The organism is Chryseobacterium vaccae (genome assembly GCF_009602705.1).
GTDB lineage: Bacteria > Bacteroidota > Bacteroidia > Flavobacteriales > Weeksellaceae > Chryseobacterium > Chryseobacterium vaccae.
Genome location: NZ_VSWH01000001.1, coordinates 574566 through 593405 on the forward strand (window position 1 = coordinate 574566; position 18840 = coordinate 593405).

Here is an 18840-nt window from a genome sequence, read left to right on the forward strand (position 1 = left end):
TCCTTTAAAATCATTATTGCCTATTCATGAAACTTTGTGTTTTCAAAAAAATAATAATTAATGCTTGTCCGGGAGATTTATTTAGGTTTGCAGATCATGCCGTTTTTTGTTGGTTTAACGCAAAAGGCGCAAAAGTTTTAAATTATTATGCAGCTTTTAAGGCGCAAGAAAATCCATGATTTTCAGCAAGTTTTTAGAATTGCAATCCTTCGTTTCATCGAATCAACGGAGTTGATTCTTTCTTTTGCTCCCTAAAATCAATAGTATCAATAATAAACCTTTAGTTTTCAAAAAAATAATAATTAATTTCAGTTACTCAATTAAAAAGATAAAAAGGGTCATGAAATCTGTGTAATCAGCGAGATCTGTGGGAAATAAAAGCCAGCTACAGTTTACAGCTGACTTTTTCTTTTATATTTTACCTTCTGCTTGATGATTTCAATCACATCCACATTCTGCACTTTAGACTTTACCCAGCCATGAATGTCAATATAAAGAAGGGATCTTCTGTAATATTCATTTTGTGAAAATGTTTCCAACTTTTCATCAAATGCTTTAAATGCCTCTTGCTGTTTGTTTAAAACCAGATTGTTAATCTCTTTGAAAAACTGGATGCTTTCATAATGAAATTCCTCAGGCTTTTTCATTTTCCGGGCAAACTTTAAGGTAGAGGCAATAAATTCATCATAATCTTCATCATTTCCCGATTCATATTTCACCATCAGAATCAGGATTCTTGTATGAAAGAGAAGGTCTTCCTGTACATTTCCGCGGCATTCTACGACCTTCATTGCGTACTTAATTGACCTATCATACATTTTACTTCCGAAAAACATGGCAGCCATTTTCAGATAGAGAATCATAAAGTGATGTTCATCAATCTTTTCTTTCAGGCGTTCCATTTTCAATTCAATTTCCGGGATCAGCTTTGTACCTGCAAAAAATTCACCCTTTACAAAATGAATGTTCATCAGGGTATTATAATGGGTCAGAAAAATCAGCGACTGTAGGTTCTCGTTCTGAGCAAAGTTTTCAGCGTTCACTGTAGTGTTGAAGCTTTCAAAATGTTCTTCCAGAATATCAATGTTTCCGTATAAGAACAGGATTTTGAGGAGGTAAGTATTTCCTTTAATATACCAGACCGGATGGCTGAAGATCATTTCAGGCTTTTTATGAAACAGATCTACCCACTGATACGCGTATTTCAGGGTGTATTTATACTCCTGCAACAGTTGGTTTTTCCAGACATGAGCTTTGAAATACCAGAGTTTTTCTGTGAAGTTCAGTTGATCCGGATTTATATTTTGGATCTGTGCATTGAAGATGTCCAGTATTTCTTCCCGATCCTTATCATTTTTTGCATAGCCATGGGTAAGCATTTCGCTATACAGTTTCAATGAAAGATTAGAGAGTTCGGTAGCATAATGATTTTGTATGCTTACTTCCTGTGATTGTCTGATCAGTTCATCGGCACGGCCTTCAATACTTCTTGTAATGAATTGTGATTCAATAACTTTTTCAAGATCAATAATTTCAGAAGCAATGCTTTTTTCGTCCAGTTCTAAAGCAGTTTGCTTCGTTTTATCTAATATTTTTAAAGCTTGCTTATAAAGACCTTTCTGATATAAAATATTGGCAAAGTCAAGCTGTTCACGAAGCTGTATCCTGTAATTCTGATGGCTGGGATTCATCCGCAGGCTGACTAAGATCTGCTTATAAAGATGAGCCTTAAGATTGGATAATTGTTGTTTCGTGGATATTTTTTTCTCAATAACGATATTCTCATCATATTCTTTCATTTTATCCATTTCTGAAAACAGCAGCAGAAATTTGGCATCTGTGTTTATTCCGAGACGATTCACATAAAGTTTGAACTGGCGTTTTTCTGAAGTGGTCAATGACTTGACGAGGACGAACAAAAAATCTTTCTGCAATTCTGCCATTGTAAATTAATGAAGTATAATTAATTGATTTTTAATTGAATATGGTTATTTTATTGGCTGTTGGATATTGTAATTTTCAGAATTAATGAAAATAAAAAAATATAGTAAGCTGTAGTTTTGATTCAAAATTAAGTAAAAATTTAATTATGAGTTCTGAAAAGATTGAAATTTTTGACACCACATTAAGAGATGGAGAACAGGTTCCCGGATGTAAGCTGAATACCCAGCAAAAGCTGATTATCGCTGAAAGCCTTGATGAGCTAGGGATTGATGTAATAGAAGCCGGTTTCCCGATTTCAAGCCCCGGAGATTTTGAATCGGTTTCAGAAATTTCAAAGCTGATGCGAAATGCTAAAGTATGCGGACTGACAAGAGTTAATAAAAAAGATATTGATACCGCTGCGGAAGCTCTGAAATATGCAAAGAAACCACGTATCCATACCGGAATAGGGACTTCAGATTCTCATATCCGATACAAATTCAATTCAACAAGAGAAGCTGTTCTGGAGCGGGCTGTAGAAGCTGTAAAATATGCCAAAAGCTATGTGGAAGATGTAGAATTCTATGCGGAAGATGCCGGAAGAACAGATAATGCCTATCTGGCAAAGGTTTGTGAGGAAGTCATTAAAGCAGGCGCTACGGTTCTTAATATTCCGGATACCACAGGATATTGTCTTCCTGAAGAATACGGCCGGAAAATAAAATACCTGAAAGAAAACGTAAAAGGTATTGAAAAAGCAATTTTATCCTGCCATTGCCATAATGATCTGGGGCTGGCTACGGCCAATTCCATTGCAGGAGCGGCTAACGGTGCACGTCAGATTGAATGTACAATCAACGGATTGGGAGAAAGGGCTGGAAATACAGCTTTGGAAGAAGTGGTTATGATCCTGAAACAGCATAAACACTTAAATCTGCACACCGATGTGAATTCCAGGATGCTTAATGAAATGAGCCTTATGGTTTCAGATCTGATGGGAATGCCGGTACAGCCTAATAAAGCGATTGTAGGAGCCAACGCATTCGCTCACAGTTCCGGAATCCACCAGGACGGTGTCATCAAGAACAGGGAAACCTATGAAATCATTGATCCTGAAGAAGTAGGAGTGAATGCATCTTCTATCATCCTTACAGCAAGAAGCGGGCGTTCAGCTTTGGCCTACCGTTTTAAACACATTGGATATGATATTACCAAAAATGAATTAGACTTTCTGTATCAGGAATTTTTGAAGATAGCAGATCTAAAAAAGGAAGTTAAAAATGATGATCTGTATCTGATGATGGAAACTTTCAGCAGAAAAATAGGATAGATGAAGATGAATAATCAAGACCATATGACAATGAATAAAAAAACTCTTTTTGACAAAGTATGGGATGCCCATGTTGTGGAGACTGTTCCGGACGGACCACAGATTATCTATATTGATAAACATCTGATTCACGAAGTAACCAGCCCTCAGGCCTTTGCAGAGCTTGAAACCAGAAACCTGAAAATATTCAGACCGGAGCAGATTGTTGCCACCGCTGATCATAATGTCCCAACATTGGATCAGGAACTGCCGATCAGGGACGACCTTTCCCGGAATCAGGTAGAGCAGCTGGAAGAAAACTGCGCAAAAAATAATATTGAACTTTTTGGCCTTGGACATCCGTATCAGGGAATCGTACATATCATTGCCCCGGAGCTGGGAATTACCCGTCCCGGAATGAGTATTGTATGCGGAGATAGCCACACTTCCACACATGGTGCTTTCGGAGCGATTGCTTTCGGGATAGGAACCAGCCAGGTTGCACAGGTTTTTGCCAGTCAGTGCCTGCTGCTGAACAAGCCTAAATCGATGAGGATTACCGTGAGCGGAAAACTGAATAAAAATGTCCAGCCTAAAGATGTGATCCTTTATATTATCTCCAAAATAGGGACAGACGGTGGAACCGGTTACTTCTGCGAATATGCAGGGAATGTATTTGAAGAAATGTCGATGGAAGGAAGAATGACCGTCTGCAATATGAGTATTGAAATGGGCGCAAGAGGCGGTATGATCGCTCCTGATGAAACGACTTTTGACTATGTGAAGGGAAAACCTTTTGCCCCTCAGGGTGAAGAATGGGAGGCTGAACTGGCGTACTGGAAAACACTAAAAACGGATGAAGGAGCCGTATTTGATCAGGAACTGAGTTTTGATGCTTCAGAAATTCATCCTATGATCACTTATGGAACCAATCCGGGAATGGGTATTTCTGTGAATGAAGTAATTCCTGCCCCACAGAATGAATCTGAAGAAAAAGCCCTCCGATATATGGGATTAAATGCAGGACAGACGGTTTCAGACATCAAAGTGAATTATGTATTTATAGGGAGCTGTACCAATGCCAGGATAGAAGATTTCAGATCGGCAGCACAATATATTAAAGGAAAGAGTAAAGCGGACAATGTTAAAGCTTTGATTGTTCCCGGATCTCAGCAGGTGGTAAAACAGATTTACGAGGAAGGTCTTGACCGGATTTTTAACGAAGCAGGGTTTCAGATTCGCCAGCCCGGATGCTCCGCGTGTCTTGCGATGAATGATGATAAGATTCCGGAAAGTGAATACTGTGTTTCCACTTCCAACAGAAATTTTGAAGGAAGACAGGGACAGGGAGCCAGAACAATACTGGCCAGTCCGCTTACAGCAGCCAAAGCAGCCATTGAAGGCAGAATTTCAGCTTTTGAAAATTTAAATTAAAAAGGTTTTAAAATATATTTTTTAACAACACATGCAACAATTAAAGCGAATACAATCCCGCGCAGTTCCGCTGCCGGCAGAAAATATAGATACAGATCAGATTATTCCTGCAAGATTTCTTAAAAGTATAGAAAGGCAAGGTTTTGGCGAAAATCTGTTCAGAGACTGGAGATTCAATATCCATACGGGGGAGCCCAATCCGGATTTTGTCCTGAACAACCCCAGATATAAAGGGGAGATTCTTGTAGCAGGTAATAATTTCGGGTGTGGAAGCAGCAGGGAACATGCAGCATGGTCCTTAACGGATTATGGTTTTAAAGTGATCATCTCCAGTTATTTTGCAGACATTTTTAAGGGAAATGCCTTGAATAACGGCCTTCTTCCGGTAAAAGTCTCCGAAGAATTCCTGAAAGATATTTTAAAAATAAGCACAGAAAATCCTGAAACTGAAATCACGGTGGATGTGGAACAGCAAACCATCAGCTGTAATGGAAAAACCGAAACTTTTGAACTCGATTCTTATAAAAAGATATGCCTTCTTAACGGCTATGACGATATTGATTTTTTAATCAGCAAAAAACAGGCGATAGAGCAATTTGAACTAAAAACACAAAAGTATGAGCAAAAAACAGTTTAAAATAGCAGTGCTTCCCGGTGATGGAATTGGTCCTGAAGTAGTTGGAGAAAGTATTAAAGTACTTGAAGCTGTTGGTGAGGTTTTCCAGTGTGAATTTCACACGGAATACGGACTGATTGGTGCGGAAGCTATTTTTAAAACAGGAGATCCATTACCAGAAGAAACCTTGCAGATCTGCAGAAATTCAGATGCAGTGCTGTTTGGAGCGATAGGGGATCCTGTTTTTGATAACGATCCTGATGCGAAGGTGAGGCCGGAACAAGGACTGTTGAAACTCCGTAAGGAATTAGGTCTTTTTGCCAATATAAGACCTTTGAAAACGTATGCTTCTCTGATTGAAAAAAGTCCTTTAAAAAGAGAAATCATTGAAGGAACAGATATTCAGATCTTCAGAGAGCTGGTGAGCGGAATCTATTTCGGAGAAAAATTTACCGATCCGGAAGGTGCTTACGCTTATGATATCTGCAAATACAGCCGTGAAGATATTGTTCCTATCGTTCATATGGCTTTTAAAGAAGCGGAAAAGAGAAATAAAAAGCTTACCCTTATTGACAAAGCCAACGTTCTGGATACTTCAAGGCTTTGGAGAAAGATTTGTAAGCAAATTGCGTCTCAGTATCCGGGCGTTCAGCTGGATTATCTGTTTGTTGACAATGCGGCCATGCAAATGATCCTTAATCCCAGACAGTTTGATGTGATCCTGACTGAAAATATGTTCGGAGATATTATCTCAGATGAAGCAAGTGTGATTGGCGGGTCCATAGGGCTTCTTCCTTCAGCTTCTATTGGTGAGGAAAATGCCCTGTTTGAACCTATACACGGTTCTTATCCCCAGGCAAAAGGGAAAGGCATTGCCAATCCTGTGGCTTCTATTCTGAGTACAGCCATGATGCTTGATCATCTTGAACTTTATGATGCTGCAGATAAATTGAAAAGAGCTGTAGAACACGCCCTAGAAAATAAATATGTTACGGTGGATCTTAATGCGGAACAGCATTATTCCACACAGGAAGTGGGAAGCTTTATTTCCGATTACATCCGGTATTCTGAAAAATCCTATTATAATTTTGAAAATATCAAGATCGGAAAATCTACCATTGTATAGACACCACAGCCCATATAATAATAGATTAGAAAGAAAGGTTCTGCTCCGGCGGAACCTTTTGATTTTGGATAAGTACTATTGGCCTACATGTTGGCTTACGCAAAGATTTCTATGTTAATAAACAAATATTATTAGAATTTTTTATTGATAAAAATTCTTCCTTTGGTAAAAATGGCTGTTTTCGTTTGATTACGGCCATTATTCGGTGTACTAATTTATTTCTTACGGCATTGAGAACACTCATTTTATTTTTACCCTGCTCTACTTTTCTCTGGTAATACGTTAATAGCTTAAACACATACACATCGTGGCTCTTAGCTTCCCGCAATTGATTTTCCAGTGCTGTCTTCTGCAATAGCAGTGTATCACGGGATTTGGCCAGTACATTCATTTGTTGTATAACTTCCTCTGGTTCTTCATAAGGCATTATTTTATCATGATAACGCACAGCATATTCTGCAATTTTTCTGGCATCTTTCCTATCGTCTTTTCCTCTTAAATCACTTGCTGCTTTTTTGATTTTCAAAGGATATTCCACCCAAAGTAGATATTCTGATTTTGAACAGACTTTTTCCAATGGACGGTTATAAATCCCCGTATTTTCGCAACAAATCAAAAGATCTTCTTTTGTTATTTTTAGCATTTTTAAAAGATCTTTTAAAAAAATAGTAATTCCTTTCTCTGTATTGGGGATAATCAGCTCACATTGAACTTTGTATTCAAAATTCATTACTGTACAATCTAGTTTTAATTTGGAAATATCGATGCCAATAACATACTTTTGTCTCATAACTTTTGAGTTTATCATTCACATTGAGAGTTTTGTCTAAGCCCTTGATAATAGGTCCTAAACCTAAATTTCTATTATGACCTTGCTCTCAAAGAAACAGGGTTCATAATCTTTGCATAGGTCTAAGAATCCTCTGACGCAATATGGTTCACCCTGTTTCTTGTGAATGGTTTAATTCTGTAAACTTAATTTCTTTTTACAAACTAAAGGACGCTATTTTTCTTTTACATGCTGTGGTATAAGGCGCCAGGATTTTATCTTCGATAAAATTGGGATCATGTATATTTTGCCTGGAACTTTTTTAGACTTAGTTTTAGCACACATCAAAAATTTCATTCTTGAATTTGTGGTACATAAAACACGGAAATTTTTATCCCCAGATTTTACAGATATATAAACCTGCTTAATCTGCTAGATCTGCCGAGAGAAAATAAAAACAGAAATCTTTACAATTCTCTATAAATTTTCAAGGTGATAAAATAAAAAAGGCTCTGCTATTGAGACAGAACCTTTGGGTTTTATTTTTCAGTGTTATCCGTTTTTCCCGACTTGTTTTTGGAAGACTTTTGAACATCTTCCTTGTCAATATCAGGCGGATTGGTCTTTTCTGATGATGCAGGAATATTCTGAAAATCCTGATTTTGCTTTTTCGTTTCTGCTGAATTCGCAGATTCTTTCTTTTTGTGATTGTCTTCTGAATTCATAGCTTCTATATTTTTAGAGTCCTAAAATACCGAGTTTGCCGGTTTTATCTTCTATAGTATAATTCAAAGCTTTTGCCAAAACGAAAATATTATTCAGATTTTCCATTAATTGTTTACGACCTTCAGTCCGAAGCTGATTCTGATCAATAGATTTCATAGCAGTTTCCTTGGCTTTCTGAGTTACATTCTTAATGTCTTTTTCAGAAATCCTGTTGAAGAACGAATCATCCAGAGACTGGATTTCAACACTTGGTGTAATTCTTATATCCGCATCGGGAAGTTCTGTGATCACCAGCTTTTTGTTGATGGAGTCCACTTCTATCTTCATTTTGTTCAGATCATAAGAAACCTGGGCATTGGTTTTCGTGTAAGTGATGATACTATTGCTTGAAACTTCCTTTCCAAACACCTCGTAACCCATTTTGGTTTTCTGCATACTGGAGGTATTTTGTTCCATCACCACCATTTTATTCATCTTGGAAATCTGGTTGGTCAGGATATAATAATCTGACTGTTCCGTTTTTCCGCCAAGATTCAGACATGATTTAAGGCCGAAGAATAGAATCAGCATAGCAAGAACTCCTGCTGCAAACGATATGATTACTTTATAATTTCTCAACTTATTTGCCAAAAATTTCTTTAATTACAGAACCGTCATCTTTTTTCAGGATTTCAACCAGGTCTCTTTCGATATAGCCGGTTTTAGGCATTTCAATAATCCTTCCGATTTCTTTTCCATATTTTTCTACAATAATGGTAGGAACCTTTTGAATGTTGTAGCGCACTTCATCTCCGTTTGGAGATTCTTTTTTCCTGTTGACAGCAATAATCGTTAGTTTATTGTCCGGGTATTTCAATTCTTCCAGAATTCTCATCAGTCTTGGAAAATCCCTGTGGCTGTCTTCACACCATGTTCCCATGAAAACGACAAGTGAATACGTGTTTAGTTTTCCTTTTCTCAGTTCGCTGATCGCTTTCTGGTCAAGGGCATATTCATCATATTCCTTCACATACCAGTCTGCATACGGAGCCTTTAAAAACTGTTCTTTCAGCTGATTTCCCAAAAGCATTTTACCGTCATTCTGAGTCTCTACCTCACGGTTTACTACCACTTTTTGAGCGCTGAACTGTTGGGCAGCCAGAACAATACATGAAACGGCAACAATCTTTGTAATAAATTTCTTCATATTATTTTTCGATAATTGTTTTCAGATCTGCAGGGGAGTAGTATTTGTTTTTTAATACTTTATGATCTGCCTGTCTGTAAACATTGAATTTTTCTCCAGACTTTTCATAAAAAGATTCTACTTCCTTTGCTTTATAAAACTCAACAGTTTCCTGTGCCTGTTCTTCATTGTCACAAGCTTTCGACATATTGGAACGCTGAACTTCGTTGAATAACTCTACAAATTTACTGCCAAGTCCGAATTCAAGCACAGCTCCGCTTAAAACATACTGAAGATCACACAGTGCATCAGCAATTTCTACAATATTATTGTCGGCAATGGCCTGTTTTAATTCATTAAGTTCTTCCTGTAAAAGTTCTACTCTAAGGTTGCATCTTTCGGGAGAAGGGATTTGCGGAGTATCTAAAATAGGGGCTTTGAAAGTAGTATGGAATTCTGCTACTTGGTTCAGACTGTCAATTTTATCCATGAAATTTTTTATTTACGCAAAGATAGAAAACGATTTGTAAATGGGGAAATTCTAAAGATATAATCCTTTTGTAAATAAGCAGTGTGCTGTATTTTAATAATTTGATGAGACTTTAAATGTTAAAAATAACTTGTGAATGATGAAAGGCATATGTTTATTGCTAAACCTATAAGGTTTGAACGTAATTCAGCCATAACTTCCTCACAGATCAGCAGGTTACTACGGTTAATATCAACAAAAATCTGCTCCATCTGCGAGCAATAAAAAATCCACAACCTAAAATTGTGGACCTTGTTTTTATTATTCGTAAATATATTCAATATCAATTATTTAAGTTCTTTATATTTCCATATACCTGAAATCTGTAATGCCGTTAGTCCCGGCTGCTTTTCTCCATAACTAAATATACCGATATACTTTGCAGGGCAGGTTTTACAGCTGGTTCCGAAATATAAAGTGGGCAAATTATTGACAGTCAATTCCCCGAAATGAATCATTCCTTTTGAGGTTTCAGCAGCCATCCCGTTTTGAAGCAATTCGTTTTTAGATAGTATTTTATCTTCGTGGTACACCTGAAAAATAGGAAATCCGGATTGATAAGGAATGATTTCAACCATATTTTCATGGCTGCAGTCACAGCAGATGAATTTTGTAATGGCTGAAGGGTTTATTTCACCATTGGTGAAGATGCTTTTTTCAATGAGGGCTTTTTTGCTGATGCTTATTTTTGTTGATATTGAATACATTTGAATGGTTTTATTGCTGAATAACTGTACCTGCTAAGTTATTATATTTTCCGCTTGGACTTTTCTTAATCGTGATTTTTACATATCCTTCAGCTGCCAGCTTATTCCACGTTTTCTGATAACCTGTAGCTGGGTCAATCGGGATCTTCCACATGGTCTGCTTACCATTTCCTGCCTGATTAAACCATGGAATAATATCTGCCGTCTGAGACTGGAAAGGTAATGAATTCAGGACATCTATTTCATAATAAAAATCATATTTGTTTTCAGGCTGGTTAAGGGCTCTCTGTGTAAAGGTGTAAGTGTATCCGTTAATGATAGGACTTGTGAAGCTTCCTCCCAGAGTAGGGTTTCCGGTTCCGTCATAGTTTCCGATGGCCCCACTGTATCGGTCGAATTTTTGTCCTGCCAGAATGGGAACATCATCCACAATATTATAGCCGCCGTTTGCAGGAGGCCATCCTCCGTTTAGGTTATTACCCGTGAAAAAGTATTCCATTTCAGTCCATCTGCCTTTTTTGTAGAGGTCAAAGACATAATTTCTGGCTTCAGATCCTACTGTTCCGGTGGGATCATAGGTGACTGCAAGTTCATCCGCATTTTTATAGAATACATGCGTAACGTTTCCTGTGTTTTCATCTTCTCTGTCTGAGCTGCAGGCCATTGAAAAAAAGGCCATTGAGAAAAATAAAATGTACTTAAATAAATGTTTCATATAAATAATTTAAACTATTAATGATTTAATCAAGTATTTAAGAGAGGAGAATGTCCGCAGATTCCGCAGATTTTATGATGATGTTTTTTAACCGTTTACAGATGTACTTCAGATTACCGGCAGTTAATTTTCAGGAAAACAGTAATGCCATAGAAAACAGGTTCAAGGTTCCCTTAAATACCTTTGGGTAAAACAGTACAATGAATAAGCGTTTGAGTTGTAAATTTAAATCAAAAAAGTAAATTATGTTGAATTTTATTAAAATAAATTATTATTAATAAATTCATTGTGTTAATAGTATGGTTTTTAACATATTTATATTAAAATTAATTTGATTTTATATAAAAAAGACCGCTCAATAATTGAACGGTCAGTCACATCGCATTAAAAAATGAATATTAATTCTTGATGAATCTCTTGGCGCTTTCTCCAATCTGGATCATATAAGCTCCTTTAATAAGTCCGCTTACATTTATGCTGCCTCTTTCTAGTTTTCCTGAATTGATTAGTTTTCCACCCATATCGAAGATTTTATAATCTTCAGATTCCGTATTTGAAATATATAATACATCTTTTACAGGATTTGGATATAGTCTGAATCCGGTGATTAAATCTTTGGTATCAGAAAGCTCTCCTCTGCCTGAAGAAACGATATTAAGGGTATAGTCTTCAACCTGGCCGTATGTGAATGCTTCACAAGAAGAAGTTGGGATAGAGCTGTACTTCATCATTACTCTCATTCTTGTAGAACCAATGGCTGCGGTTGCAGGAATGGTAATGCTTCCCGTTACAGGAGTTGTTGTAGAGCCTGCCTTAGACCATGCTAATTCTCCGCTGTCGGTAAAGTCACCGTCTCCGTTATAATCAATATAAACGGCATAAGCTTCGCTGTATTTAGTTGAGGTCCATACAGGGGTTATAGAGATGGTATAAGCGCTTCCTCTGGTAACATTGGTAGAAACAGATGTGAAGTTTTCATAACCTGCAGTTCCTGTTGAGGTATTGTTGATGGTTCCGAATTTTACATTTCCAATTCTTTCATCTGCGGTATTGCTGGCTGATGAAGAACAGTAGGTTACCGTACCTCCTGAAAGTGTTGTTACACTTACGGTATTGCTGGAAGGGGAAATATTTCCGGCGGCATCTTTAGCTTTTATACTGAAGCTGTAAGTTGTTGCAGGGCTTAAACCTGTTACGGTATAAGTGGTAGACGCTGTATTTCCGATCACTGAACCGTTCATGTATACATCATATCCTGTTACGGCTACATTATCAGTAGCTCCGCTCCATGAAAGATTGGTGCTTGTGGCTGTTGTTCCTGAAGCTGCAAGAGTAGGGGCTGTAGGTGCAACAGTATCTGTTCCGCCTGAGCCTGCATTTACAGTAATGTTGGCATTGTTCACATCAAAGAAAATGTGATTTGAACCTTTTACCATCAATCTTCCGCTTGTTGTAGATGAATTAGGGATGGTTACAGCCTGAGATCCGTCGTTTGGCGTTCCTGCCAGAAGAGTAGTCCAGGTGTTTCCGTTATCTGTAGACCAAAGAATATCTACGTTAGCGGCATTTACTCCGTTGGAGGTAGTCCCTGCTTCGTTCCATGTTACCGTTTGAGAGCTTCCGCCTGCGTAAGTAGTGGCTGAGTTTTGCGAAGTGATACTGAAAGGTCCCGCTGTTCCGTTAACAGTAATTACTGCATCGTCTGAATTATTTCCTGCACCGCCGGCTCTGTTATCCCGAACGGTAAATCTGAAATTGAGTGCTCTGGCTACATTAGATAAAGCTTCTACTGTGATTTCTGACCCCGCGGTAGTGGTTGCTCCGGTAAGAATGGAGGCCATTCTAGGGAAATATCTTACAGGGGAAGTAGTAGGTGCCCATGATCTGAAAGTAGGTCCGGATGCTTTTGTGGCACTTGCTGCTGAGCTGGCTCCTGTTTGTGAGGAGGAAGCATTATCCATCTGCTCCCAGATATAGGTTAGTGAATCTCCGTTCGCATCTGTTCCTGTTCCGGTCAGCATGAAAGGAGTTCCTTTCGGAATTGTATAATCAAGGCCGGCGTTTGCTGTTGGAATTGAATTTCCTGTAGAAGTGCTTACCGGGCATGTTTTAGCTTTAATATTATTGGTAATCTGCTGAATACTTACCGCATGGAAAAATGCATCTGAGTGTGGCTGTACATCCTGTGCTGTAATTCCTGCGTAGCCCATAATGGTTGATCCGGAACCTGGTTCCATATTTACACCTGTTCCTTCATTTCCGTGAGAGAAGGTATGATTTCCTCCAAACTGGTGCCCCATTTCGTGAGCTACATAATCAATGTCAAAATTATCTCCTGAAGGAATAGCATCTGCCGGAGAGGTGTAGCCACTACCTTTTGACCCGTTGGTACAGATACAGCCGATACAGCCTGCATTTCCGCCTCCTCCGGAAGCTCCGAACAGGTGTCCTATATCATAATTGGCTTCACCAATTACTGAAGTCAGGGTGCTTTGAAGCTGGGAATTCCAGCTGCTCATTCCTGAAGCTGCAGAATAAGGATCTGTAGAAGCGTTGGTATAGATAACGGCATCGTTATTGGCAATAAGAACCATTCTGGCGGCAAAGTCTTTTTCGAAAACACCGTTTACGCGGGTCATGGTTGTGTTCATGGCGGCCAGCGCATTTGCTTTAGTTCCTCCGAAATAACTAGTGTATTCTCCTGTGCATGATAATGCAAGCCTGAATGTTCTTAATTTGGCATCATCTGCATTAGGTCTTGCAGCGAGGCTGGCATTGGAAGCACCTTTCTGGGCTACATCAATCACCGTACATTCGAATTTGTTGAGGTTGTCTTTTTTATCAGACTTTTTGTAAACCACATACGTAGAAAGATCTTTGGTATACGGTTCAATAAAAACGGCAGATTTGTCGCCGTAAATTTCCATGGAAGACAGGCCTAGCGGGGAAACACTGAAGTAAACGGTAGAGTTGGGGTCGCTTAAACCTTCTCCAACGTAAGATTTGATGTCGGGATATTTTGCAGCAAGCTGAGGGTCAAAATTGGATTGCTCTCTTACTTTAAAATTTTCCATCTTTCCTTCAGAATTAGGGAAAGAAATAATGATTTCTGATTTTTCTCCCTGAGCAAGCCTTTTAGGTGCTTTGGCCAGTACGTTTTTCAATCCGTTAATGTCAAGGCTGTAAACTTTAGGGTTGCTGATGTTGGTTTTGTTTTCAAAAACCTCTGAAGATGCTTTTTTAGAGCCTTCAGTCCATAGACGATCTGTCTGCGCGAATGAGATACCTGTAATAAGCAGCATCCCAATCATGGAGAATTGTTTTTTCATATTAATTATTTGTTTTGATTGTGGAATATCAAAGCTAATAAATTTTATATTACGAAAAACAAGTTTTTTTAAGAAAATTTTAGATAATTCATTTAAAATACTATGCGATACATTAAATGTAATGAAAGACGTATTATCCCGAAAAAAGAAAATAGCATACGCAAAATACGTATGCTATTGATTTATTGATGAAATATTTCTAATTATTTGGTAATATCTCTTCCGATCACTAATCTCTGGATTTCTGAAGTACCTTCACCAATGGTGCAAAGTTTAGAGTCTCTGTAGAATTTCTCAGCAGGGAAGTCCTTAGTATATCCATAACCTCCGAAGATCTGAACAGCATTGTTGGAAATTCTTACACACGCCTCAGAAGCATATAATTTAGCCATTGCACCTTCCTTCGTCATTTTTTGCTTTGCATTTTTAAGCGTTGAAGCTCTTTGAATAAGAAGTTCTGCTGCGTCAATTTCTGTTGCCATATCAGCAAGCATAAAGTTAACCGCCTGGAATTCAGAGATTGATTTTCCGAACTGGTGTCTTTCTTTAGCATATTTTAAAGCCGCTTTGTAAGCTCCTCTTGCAGTTCCTAAACTTAAAGCTGCGATAGAAATTCTTCCGCCATCAAGAATTTTCATGGCTTGTTTGAATCCTTCACCTACTTCTCCAAGACGGTGTGAATCTGGTACACGTACATTGTCGAAGATAAGTTCTGCCGTTTCAGAAGCACGCATTCCTAATTTATTCTCCTTTTTTCCGGAAGTAAACCCCGGCATTCCTTTTTCTAATACAAAAGCTGTAGAGTTATTTTTTGCTCCTTTTTCACCAGTTCTGGTCATCACTACGGCAATATCACCGGAAATAGCATGGGTGATGAAGTTCTTAGCCCCGTTAATGATCCATTCATCACCGTCTTTCACCGCTGTGGTTGACATCCCTCCGGAATCTGAACCTGTATTGTGTTCTGTAAGTCCCCAGGCGCCAATTACCTTTCCGGAAGCCAGCTGAGGAAGCCATTTGTTTCTTTGCTCTTCATTTCCGAACTCATAAATATGGTTGGTGCAAAGTGAGTTGTGTGCAGCTACAGAAAGACCAATAGAAGGGTCTACCTGAGAGATTTCATCCAGGATAGCAACATATTCATGATAGCCCAAGCCGGAGCCTCCGTACTGCTCAGGAACTACAATTCCCATAAAACCCATTTCTCCTAACTGGTGAAAAAGATCTTTTGGAAATGTCTGGCTCTCGTCCCACTCCATAATATTCGGTCTGATATTTTTCTCAGCGAATTCTCTTGCTGTTTCAGCTATCATTTTGATGTTGTCAATAGTCTCTGTATTCATATAGATAATAGTTAGTTCCCAAAGATAAATAAATTGAACGAATGCTAAAAAAAATTATTTCTTCCATAGCAGTTTATTTGCAAAATAGTAGTTTTCAATTTTTTATATTTTACGAATTAATGTTTTTTTAATAAAATTTTCAGAACTTTAAGTGTTTTAATTTACTACTTTAGCCTCCCAATTTTTAAGGTATGAAAAAACTTCTATTTCCTGTTATTTTAATTTCGTCACTTCTATCCGCCCAGGCGCCGGCAGGATACTACGACGGAACAGCCGGACTTACAGGCTATGCTCTGAAGTCTAAGCTGCATGATATTATTGCAGCGAAGAATATTAACTGGCATTATGGTGATCTTCAGAATTACTATAACCAGACGGATCTTGATAAATATTATGATCACAATGCTTCCAATACGACATTACTGCTGGATATTTATTCTGAAATACCGTCAGGGCCGGATGCATATGAATATACAAGCGCCCAGATGATCGGGAGCTCCGGAGGTGAAGGTGAAGGATGGAACAGAGAGCATATGATGCCTCAGAGTACATTTTATAGTAATTATCCAATGTATTCGGATTTATTTTATGTTATTCCTACGGATGCCAAAATTAATCAGCTGAGAAGCAATTATCCTTATGGAGTTATTAACTCTACCATCCATTATACTTTCACTAATTCGTCAAAAATAGGTAATAGTGCCATCCCTAACTGGGTTTATACCGGCAGGGTATATGAACCTATTCCTGAATTCAGGGGAGATATTGCAAGAAGTCTGCTTTATTTCGCTGTAAGATATGAGGGAAAATTAGGAACATTCAATTTTAATAACAGTACTAATCCTGCTTCGGATACCAATCCGCTGGACGGAACGGAAGAAAGGGCTTTTGAGCCTGCTTATATTGCGATGCTGCTGCAATGGCATGCTGCCGATCCTGTTTCAGACAGGGAGAGAGACCGTAATAATGCAGTGTATGCCATTCAGAATAATAGGAATCCTTTTATAGATAATCCTTCCCTGGTAACAGCCATATGGGGGCAGAATCCTGATACTGTGGCACCTCAGATTCCGTCTAATCTTACGGCGGTTCAGACCAGTGCTTATTTTACTACATTGAGCTGGTCTCCCAGCGCAGATGCAGATGTAATCGGGTATAAGGTTTACCAGAACGGAACATTGGTTGCCACAACAAAAGGCACTACGGTAAGCATTGACCACCTGACTCCCTCCACAACCTACAATTTTACAGTAAAAGCATATGATAACGGGTATCTGTCGTCTGCTGACAGTAATACATTGCCGGTAACAACACTGGCTACAGATGTGTATGCAAAAGATTTGTATATTTCCAAATACCTGGAGGGGACAGGTAATAATAAAGCTCTTGAGATAACCAACAAAACAGGCCATCCTGTTAATTTAAATAACTACAGAATTTCTATCCAGCTGCCAAGCGGGGCAAACTATTATTTCCCTGCTCCTTATGAATTGGAAGGTACTGTTCAGAATAATGAAACATTTGTGGTTTTAAATCCAGCAGCTAATTTTTCCTGCTATACTATTAATCAGGCCCGGTTTGTAACAGCAGCTCCGCAGATGACATTTAATGGTAGAAACTATGTGGAATTAAGATATAAGTCATCCAGTGTTGATGCCATTGGAGTGGTAGGACAGGACAATTCATCAACGTTGCAGGATAGATCTTTATACAGAAAGATTACGGTAGACCAGCCGGTGACTACATTCAATATTAATGAATGGGATACTCATCCTATGAATTATTGCCAGAATCTTGGAGGAACCTTATCTGTTACAGATTTAATGACCGATACCAAAGAATTTAAAATCTATCCGAATCCGGTTTCTGAAAATTTATTTGTAGCCGGAGAAACAGAAAAAGTAAAAACAGCCCAGATTATTGATCTTTCCGGTAAGGTAATTTATACAGAGAAAGAACCGTTCAGAAGTAAAAAGAATATTTCCGTTCAGAATCTTTCTGCCGGTTCTTACTTCCTGAAACTGGATGATAAAGCTTACCAGTTTATTAAAAAATAACAAAGTAAGGTTAGAAGGACAGTTCCATAGCCCTGATAGCAGCGGTTACCCCGCAGCATGAAGCTGGAAAGCTGATGGCGTGAGGAGTATGAGCGGATAGCAGGAAACAGCTCCTTATCATAAGAGTGGTAAAAAAGTTTTACTAATCTTCTTTAAACCTTATTTTCCCTGCATAATCGATATAAGCAGATTCACTAATAATTAATATCTATAAGTGTTTCTGCTTATATTTTTTATTTATAAGTAATTATGCTTATATTTGCATTATGATAGCGGTTATTACCGGAGATATTATAAATTCACAGCATGCAGACACGGAAGCCTGGTTAACCAGACTCAAAAATCTTCTGGAAACTTGGGGGAGCTCACCGCTTGTATGGGAAATCTACAGAGGAGACGAATTTCAATTCAAGTGTAGCATTGATGATGCATTCTGGCATTTTCTAGCCATTAAATCACTGATAAAAAGCCAGGAAAATCTGGATATAAGACTTGCCATAGGCATTGGAGAGGAAAGTTTTTCATCTGAAAAGATCACCGAATCTAATGGTACAGCGTACGTACATTCCGGCAGACTTCTGAAAGATTTGAAAAGCGACGGGCATACTGTGGCCATAAAAACCTCCAACGAATCTGTAGACCGGGATCTTAATATCCTTCTGAAATGGTCTACCAAAGATTTTGATAACTGGACCGTAGCAACGGCAGAAATCATTCACGAAATGATTATGAACCAGGATATCACACAGGAAGACCTTGCTAAAAAGTTTGCTATATCACAGTCCTCGGTAAGTCAGAGGCTGAAACGCGCCAACTACGAACTGATCGTAGAAACCAATCAATATTTTAGAAAGAAAATCTCGGAACTGTAAGCATGATCTTTACTCAACTCATATTGGCACATCTACTCGGAGATTTTATTCTTCAGCCAAATTCATGGGTTGCTGATAGAGAGCACCGTAAGCTGAAAAAGTTCCGGCTTGTATCTGTGTGTTCTGATTCCAGGCGAAGCAGAGCGTATGCGATTGGTCTATCATTGAGTTCAGGAATGGCGGCTTTAACAGGAATTTTAATAAAATAATTTAAATAAAT

Annotated in this window: 17 protein-coding genes; 7 read left to right on the forward strand and 10 right to left on the reverse strand. The window is 38.3% G+C overall.

Going from position 1 to position 18840, the window contains the following annotated elements; translation table 11 throughout:
• Window positions 1–392: 392 nt before the first annotated feature.
• The gene (locus FW768_RS02585) at window positions 393–1943 is read right to left on the reverse strand and encodes a hypothetical protein (protein ID WP_153392113.1); all 1551 of its coding nucleotides are present in this window, start codon (window positions 1941–1943) and stop codon (window positions 393–395) included.
• A 146-nt stretch (window positions 1944–2089) separates the two neighbouring features.
• On the opposite strand from FW768_RS02585, the gene FW768_RS02590 reads away from it, so the two are divergent.
• From FW768_RS02590 to leuB, 4 genes are read left to right on the forward strand one after another with little or no spacing between them, the layout of a single operon-like run.
• Window positions 2090–3253, forward strand: a complete 1164-nt coding sequence (locus tag FW768_RS02590; RefSeq protein WP_153392114.1) for a 2-isopropylmalate synthase — start codon at window positions 2090–2092, stop codon at window positions 3251–3253.
• A gap of 24 nt (window positions 3254–3277) precedes the next feature.
• Window positions 3278–4666 carry a 3-isopropylmalate dehydratase large subunit gene (gene leuC / locus FW768_RS02595; protein ID WP_153399748.1) on the forward strand — a complete coding sequence of 463 codons (1389 nt, stop codon included), beginning with the start codon at window positions 3278–3280 and terminating at the stop codon, window positions 4664–4666.
• A 31-nt stretch (window positions 4667–4697) separates the two neighbouring features.
• Window positions 4698–5303, forward strand: a complete 606-nt coding sequence (leuD, locus tag FW768_RS02600; RefSeq protein ID WP_153392116.1) for a 3-isopropylmalate dehydratase small subunit — start codon at window positions 4698–4700, stop codon at window positions 5301–5303.
• Window positions 5284–6408 carry a 3-isopropylmalate dehydrogenase gene (leuB, locus tag FW768_RS02605; RefSeq protein ID WP_153392118.1) on the forward strand — a complete coding sequence of 375 codons (1125 nt, stop codon included), beginning with the start codon at window positions 5284–5286 and terminating at the stop codon, window positions 6406–6408. The genes leuD and leuB overlap by 20 nt, the downstream gene beginning before the upstream one ends.
• Window positions 6409–6517: 109 nt before the next feature.
• Here leuB and FW768_RS02610 read toward each other — a convergent pair whose 3' ends face one another.
• From FW768_RS02610 to FW768_RS02650, 9 genes are all read right to left on the reverse strand, one after another.
• Complete coding sequence (locus tag FW768_RS02610) at window positions 6518–7198, reverse strand: IS110 family transposase (RefSeq protein WP_185151925.1); 681 nt, start codon at window positions 7196–7198, stop codon at window positions 6518–6520.
• A 518-nt stretch (window positions 7199–7716) separates the two neighbouring features.
• Window positions 7717–7902, reverse strand: a complete 186-nt coding sequence (locus tag FW768_RS02615; RefSeq protein WP_153392122.1) for a hypothetical protein — start codon at window positions 7900–7902, stop codon at window positions 7717–7719.
• Between the two features lie 13 nt (window positions 7903–7915).
• Window positions 7916–8521 carry a DUF4230 domain-containing protein gene (locus FW768_RS02620; RefSeq protein WP_153399750.1) on the reverse strand — a complete coding sequence of 202 codons (606 nt, stop codon included), beginning with the start codon at window positions 8519–8521 and terminating at the stop codon, window positions 7916–7918.
• Window position 8522: 1 nt separating this feature from the next.
• Window positions 8523–9089 (reverse strand): TlpA family protein disulfide reductase, encoded by a 567-nt coding sequence (locus FW768_RS02625; protein WP_153392124.1) that lies wholly within the window; start codon window positions 9087–9089, stop codon window positions 8523–8525.
• A gap of 1 nt (window position 9090) precedes the next feature.
• Window positions 9091–9558: a pyrophosphohydrolase domain-containing protein gene (locus FW768_RS02630; RefSeq protein WP_153392125.1), complete on the reverse strand. Its 468-nt coding sequence runs from the start codon at window positions 9556–9558 to the stop codon at window positions 9091–9093.
• Between the two features lie 326 nt (window positions 9559–9884).
• Window positions 9885–10304, reverse strand: a complete 420-nt coding sequence (locus FW768_RS02635) for a hypothetical protein (RefSeq protein WP_153392127.1) — start codon at window positions 10302–10304, stop codon at window positions 9885–9887.
• Between the two features lie 10 nt (window positions 10305–10314).
• Entirely contained in the window at window positions 10315–11019 is a 705-nt protein-coding gene (locus FW768_RS02640; RefSeq protein ID WP_153392129.1) for a glycohydrolase toxin TNT-related protein, read from the reverse strand.
• Window positions 11020–11417: 398 nt separating this feature from the next.
• The gene (locus FW768_RS02645; RefSeq protein WP_153392130.1) at window positions 11418–14348 is read right to left on the reverse strand and encodes a reprolysin-like metallopeptidase; all 2931 of its coding nucleotides are present in this window, start codon (window positions 14346–14348) and stop codon (window positions 11418–11420) included.
• Window positions 14349–14551: 203 nt separating this feature from the next.
• A complete protein-coding gene (locus FW768_RS02650; protein ID WP_153392132.1) occupies window positions 14552–15691 on the reverse strand; it encodes an acyl-CoA dehydrogenase family protein in 1140 nt (379 codons plus the stop codon).
• Between the two features lie 191 nt (window positions 15692–15882).
• Here FW768_RS02650 and FW768_RS02655 point away from each other — a divergent pair, with 191 nt between their 5' ends.
• The 3 genes from FW768_RS02655 (at window position 15883) to FW768_RS23920 (ending at window position 18829) form a co-directional block, all read left to right on the forward strand.
• Window positions 15883–17748: an endonuclease gene (locus FW768_RS02655; protein ID WP_153392134.1), complete on the forward strand. Its 1866-nt coding sequence runs from the start codon at window positions 15883–15885 to the stop codon at window positions 17746–17748.
• Between the two features lie 266 nt (window positions 17749–18014).
• A complete protein-coding gene (locus tag FW768_RS02660) occupies window positions 18015–18620 on the forward strand; it encodes a SatD family protein (RefSeq protein ID WP_153392136.1) in 606 nt (201 codons plus the stop codon).
• 2 nt (window positions 18621–18622) lie between these two features.
• On the forward strand, window positions 18623–18829 hold the full coding sequence (locus FW768_RS23920) for a DUF3307 domain-containing protein (RefSeq protein WP_310000206.1): 207 nt from the start codon (window positions 18623–18625) through the stop codon (window positions 18827–18829).
• Window positions 18830–18840: the final 11 nt, after the last annotated feature.

Bases quoted from the DNA above. Each gene is read 5' to 3' on its own strand.
- FW768_RS02585 (WP_153392113.1), bottom strand. From the start codon at position 1,943: ATGGCAGAATTGCAGAAAGATTTTTTGTTCGTCCTCGTCAAGTCATTG.
- FW768_RS02590 (WP_153392114.1), top strand. From the start codon at position 2,090: ATGAGTTCTGAAAAGATTGAAATTTTTGACACCACATTAAGAGATGGA.
- leuC (WP_153399748.1), top strand. From the start codon at position 3,278: ATGACAATGAATAAAAAAACTCTTTTTGACAAAGTATGGGATGCCCAT.
- leuD (WP_153392116.1), top strand. From the start codon at position 4,698: ATGCAACAATTAAAGCGAATACAATCCCGCGCAGTTCCGCTGCCGGCA.
- leuB (WP_153392118.1), top strand. From the start codon at position 5,284: ATGAGCAAAAAACAGTTTAAAATAGCAGTGCTTCCCGGTGATGGAATT.
- FW768_RS02610 (WP_185151925.1), bottom strand. From the start codon at position 7,198: ATGAGACAAAAGTATGTTATTGGCATCGATATTTCCAAATTAAAACTA.
- FW768_RS02615 (WP_153392122.1), bottom strand. From the start codon at position 7,902: ATGAATTCAGAAGACAATCACAAAAAGAAAGAATCTGCGAATTCAGCA.
- FW768_RS02625 (WP_153392124.1), bottom strand. From the start codon at position 9,089: ATGAAGAAATTTATTACAAAGATTGTTGCCGTTTCATGTATTGTTCTG.
- FW768_RS02630 (WP_153392125.1), bottom strand. From the start codon at position 9,558: ATGGATAAAATTGACAGTCTGAACCAAGTAGCAGAATTCCATACTACT.
- FW768_RS02635 (WP_153392127.1), bottom strand. From the start codon at position 10,304: ATGTATTCAATATCAACAAAAATAAGCATCAGCAAAAAAGCCCTCATT.
- FW768_RS02640 (WP_153392129.1), bottom strand. From the start codon at position 11,019: ATGAAACATTTATTTAAGTACATTTTATTTTTCTCAATGGCCTTTTTT.
- FW768_RS02645 (WP_153392130.1), bottom strand. From the start codon at position 14,348: ATGAAAAAACAATTCTCCATGATTGGGATGCTGCTTATTACAGGTATC.
- FW768_RS02650 (WP_153392132.1), bottom strand. From the start codon at position 15,691: ATGAATACAGAGACTATTGACAACATCAAAATGATAGCTGAAACAGCA.
- FW768_RS02655 (WP_153392134.1), top strand. From the start codon at position 15,883: ATGAAAAAACTTCTATTTCCTGTTATTTTAATTTCGTCACTTCTATCC.
- FW768_RS02660 (WP_153392136.1), top strand. From the start codon at position 18,015: ATGATAGCGGTTATTACCGGAGATATTATAAATTCACAGCATGCAGAC.
- FW768_RS23920 (WP_310000206.1), top strand. From the start codon at position 18,623: ATGATCTTTACTCAACTCATATTGGCACATCTACTCGGAGATTTTATT.